Origin of the sequence: Mesorhizobium sp. M7A.F.Ca.CA.003.01.2.1, assembly GCF_003998945.1 — a bacterium.
Lineage (GTDB): Bacteria > Pseudomonadota > Alphaproteobacteria > Rhizobiales > Rhizobiaceae > Mesorhizobium > Mesorhizobium ciceri.
Genome location: NZ_RZRA01000692.1, coordinates 1 through 3,143, shown reverse-complemented (window position 1 = coordinate 3,143; position 3,143 = coordinate 1). Strand labels below are relative to the sequence as shown.

4 protein-coding genes are annotated in these 3,143 nt (G+C 62.4%); 1 reads left to right on the top strand and 3 read right to left on the bottom strand.

What is annotated here, in order from left to right; genetic code table 11:
- Positions 1-513: AI-2E family transporter (locus EN969_RS23815; protein ID WP_164758443.1), on the top strand; the 513-nt coding region annotated here is incomplete at its 5' end.
- Positions 514-548: 35 nt separating this feature from the next.
- Here the strand turns inward: EN969_RS23815 and EN969_RS23810 are convergent.
- From EN969_RS23810 to EN969_RS23800, 3 genes are all read right to left on the bottom strand, one after another.
- Complete coding sequence (locus EN969_RS23810; RefSeq protein WP_063167756.1) at positions 549-1,445, bottom strand: DMT family transporter; 897 nt, start codon at positions 1,443-1,445, stop codon at positions 549-551.
- Between the two features lie 128 nt (positions 1,446-1,573).
- Positions 1,574-2,338 carry an arginyltransferase gene (locus EN969_RS23805; RefSeq protein ID WP_013532274.1) on the bottom strand — a complete coding sequence of 255 codons (765 nt, stop codon included), beginning with the start codon at positions 2,336-2,338 and terminating at the stop codon, positions 1,574-1,576.
- 140 nt (positions 2,339-2,478) lie between these two features.
- Positions 2,479-2,949, bottom strand: a complete 471-nt coding sequence (locus EN969_RS23800; protein ID WP_063167757.1) for an RDD family protein — start codon at positions 2,947-2,949, stop codon at positions 2,479-2,481.
- Between the last annotated feature and the right edge of the window lie 194 nt (positions 2,950-3,143).

Here is a 3,143-nt window from a genome sequence, read left to right as displayed (position 1 = left end):
ACCGTGACCGGCATGACCGTTATCGCCATCGGCGAAGGGCTGGTGCTGGGCATCGCCTACTGGCTGGCCGGCGTGCCGTCGCCGGTCACGCTTGGCGCCCTGACCGGCGTCATGGCGCTGATCCCCGGCGGCGCACCGCTGTCCTTCACGCTGGTCTCGATCTACCTCGCCGCCAGCGGCTCGCCGATGGCCGGGCTGGCACTGTTCCTCTGGGGTGCGGTCGAGCTGTTCATCGTCGACAAGACACTGCGTCCGAAGCTCGTCGGCGGGCCGATAAAACTGCCCTTCCTGCCGACCTTTTTCGGCCTGATCGGCGGCGTCAAGACTATGGGTTTCCTCGGCCTGTTCATCGGCCCGGTGCTTATGGCGCTGCTCGTGGCCATCTGGCGCGAATGGCTGCGCGAAGTGGAGCTGGCCGACGAGACGGCCGCCGATTCGGCGGCCGAAATCGAGTCCGGTCCGCAGATCGAGGTCCTGCCGGAATCCAATGCGGCGAAGAAAGCCAGCGCCTGATAACGACCGGCTTTGCGCCGTAAGCCGAATTGTCGCTAGACCGGGTGATGCACCGCGAAGTCGACCCGGCGCTTACGCCCTTCATGCAGCTGCCAGAGCGAGTGTGCGACGAGCGTGACGATCAGGATCCCGCCGCCGATCAGGCTGTTGCGGGTCGGTGCCTCGGCAAAGATCATCCACACCCAGACCGGCGCCAGCACCGTTTCGAGCAGGTAGAACATCGCCACTTCCGGTCCTGAAATGTATTTCGGCCCGGCGGCAAGGCAGAAGAACGAGATCGGCATGATGATGGCGCCGTTGAAGACGATCCACCATGGCGCGTTCACATGAAAGCCTTCGCCTGACACCATGAAGACCGCCAGCGCGAGCGGCAGAAGGACGCCGACGAGCGAGGTGAATCCCATGTCCTTGCCGCTGGCGCGCGAGATGGTGATGGCCACCGCGATGAAGAAGGCCGAGCACAGCGCCATGAAATCGCCGAACAGCTTGCCGGTGCCGACCGAGCCGCCGACGATGACCAGCACGCCGAGGATCATGATCGCCATCGCCGCGATGGTCACCAGCCGCGGCCTCTCGCGCAGGAATATCCAGGACAGCAACCCCGCAAAGACGGTGTTGAAGGCCAGGATGAACACCAGGTCGGCGGTCGAGGTGTGGTAGACGGCGGTGACGAAGGTGATCCCGGTCAGCCCGTAGCATATCGCCACGATCAGGCCGGACCAGCCGGGGATCAGCGGCGGGGCGTTTCGGCTGAGTGCCCGCCAGACCGACCAGATGACCATGGCCGCGACGAAAGTTGTGCCGGTGCGCAGCAGCATGATCGTCCATGCGCCACCGTCGGCGAGGCGGATCAACGGTATGTCGACAGTCAGCGTGAGCCCGCCGATGGCGGTTATCAAAAGACCTTTCTGGTGATCGTGATGAGAGGACATGCAGGAACTTTCGCAATGAAATGCAGGCTGGCGGCCGGCCGGTGCAATGGCGCACTCTCTCCAGCCAACCGGCTGAAAGACCAGCATCCCCTGCCTTGAAACAGTTTAAAGGCGGACCTTGGAAAAGCTCAGCGTGAAACCGCTTCGTTGGTGTAGCGCTCCCAGCCCTTGGGGCCGAGATGCTCCTGCGGCATGAAGCGCATCTTATAATTCATCTTGCGCGAGCCGTTGACCCAGTAGCCGAGATAGACATGGGGCAGGCCCATCGCCCTGGCGCGGGCGATGTGGTCGAGGATCATGAACGTGCCGAGCGACCGCTCCTCGAAATCGGGATTGAAGTAGGAGTAGACCATCGACAGGCCGTCGGCCATCTTGTCGGTGAGCGCCACCGCGATCAGCTCGCCCTGTCCCTTGCCGGTGATGAAGGTGTCAGGTCCGCGCCGCCGATATTCGATCACCTTGGTGTCGACATGGGTGTCCTCGACCATCATCGCATAGTCGAGCACCGTCATGTCGGACATGCCGCCACGGCGGTGGCGGGCGTCGAGATAGCTGCGGAACAGGGAATATTGTTCGGTCGAGGGCTCGGCATTGTGCATGTAGCCGACGAGATCGGAATTGTGCTGCAGCACGCGCTTCATGTTGCGGCTGGCGACGAATTCCTGGGCGAGGATGCGTACCGAAACGCAGGCGCGGCAGGTCTCGCAGGCCGGCCTGTAGGCGATGTTCTGCGAGCGCCGGAAGCCGCCTTGCGTCAACAGGTCGTTCATCTCCGCCGCCTTGTCGCCAACCAGGTGCGTGAACACCTTGCGCTCGAACTGGCCGTCGAGATAGGGGCACGGCGACGGCGCGGTCAGGAAGAACTGCGGCGACTGGGTCGGATGCTGCGTCATCGAGCCTTGGAAACACTCCTTCGAATCGCTCTACCTTTGGCGCGGATGGCGAAAAATTCAACAGGATTATGTGGGCGCGGTCGACTCGACGCCTTCACATTTGTGCTCAATCGGTAGCGACTGCTCTTCAGAGGGCCGTTTCAGCGGTCGGTGCGGCTGACGACCGTGCCAAGTAAAAGATCGTGCAAGGTGCGTTTGCGGTCGGAAAACAGCGTTACCAGCAGGACAAGCGGCGACAGGATGACATTGCCGGCCCAGAACAGCACCGAATGGACAACCGCAGTGAGGCCGTCGATCGGCCTGCCGTCGAGCCGGTCGAGCCGGATGCCCATCATCTTCATGCCCGTGGTGGCCTGATCGGTGCTGCCCAGCGTGTTCCAGATGTAGAGGATGGCCACAGTCGGCAACAGGATGCCGAACAGCATCCAGCCAAGCCCGAGGGTCAAGAGCCCGAGGAAGAACACCAGAATGGCAAACGGGATGGTGAGCAGCGCGACGATGACATAGTCGATCATGAAGGCGAAGATGCGCTTCGTGCGCACGCCGTCATAGGCCCTGACATCGTCGAGCCTGCTGGTGATGATTTCGCCGTCGAGAACGCGCGCGTTCATGTCATTTCCTCGTAACAGGGCCACGGCATAGGGTGCGGACCGCTCAGCCATGAAATGGTGAAGGCCTGTGGCGGAATCAAGATCGCGCTTCCAGCGGTGCTCCAGCTTCGATGGCGTCGGGCCCGATGTGAACTGGTTGAATTTGCGGCGCGGATAGCATTAGCTTGTTGCGGCGCAGCAGAGCGCACAGGGGA

Excerpts from the sequence above, each read along its gene's own strand:
- EN969_RS23810 (WP_063167756.1), bottom strand. The coding sequence starts at position 1,445 with ATGTCCTCTCATCACGATCACCAGAAAGGTCTTTTGATAACCGCCATC.
- EN969_RS23805 (WP_013532274.1), bottom strand. The coding sequence starts at position 2,338 with ATGACGCAGCATCCGACCCAGTCGCCGCAGTTCTTCCTGACCGCGCCG.
- EN969_RS23800 (WP_063167757.1), bottom strand. The coding sequence starts at position 2,949 with ATGAACGCGCGCGTTCTCGACGGCGAAATCATCACCAGCAGGCTCGAC.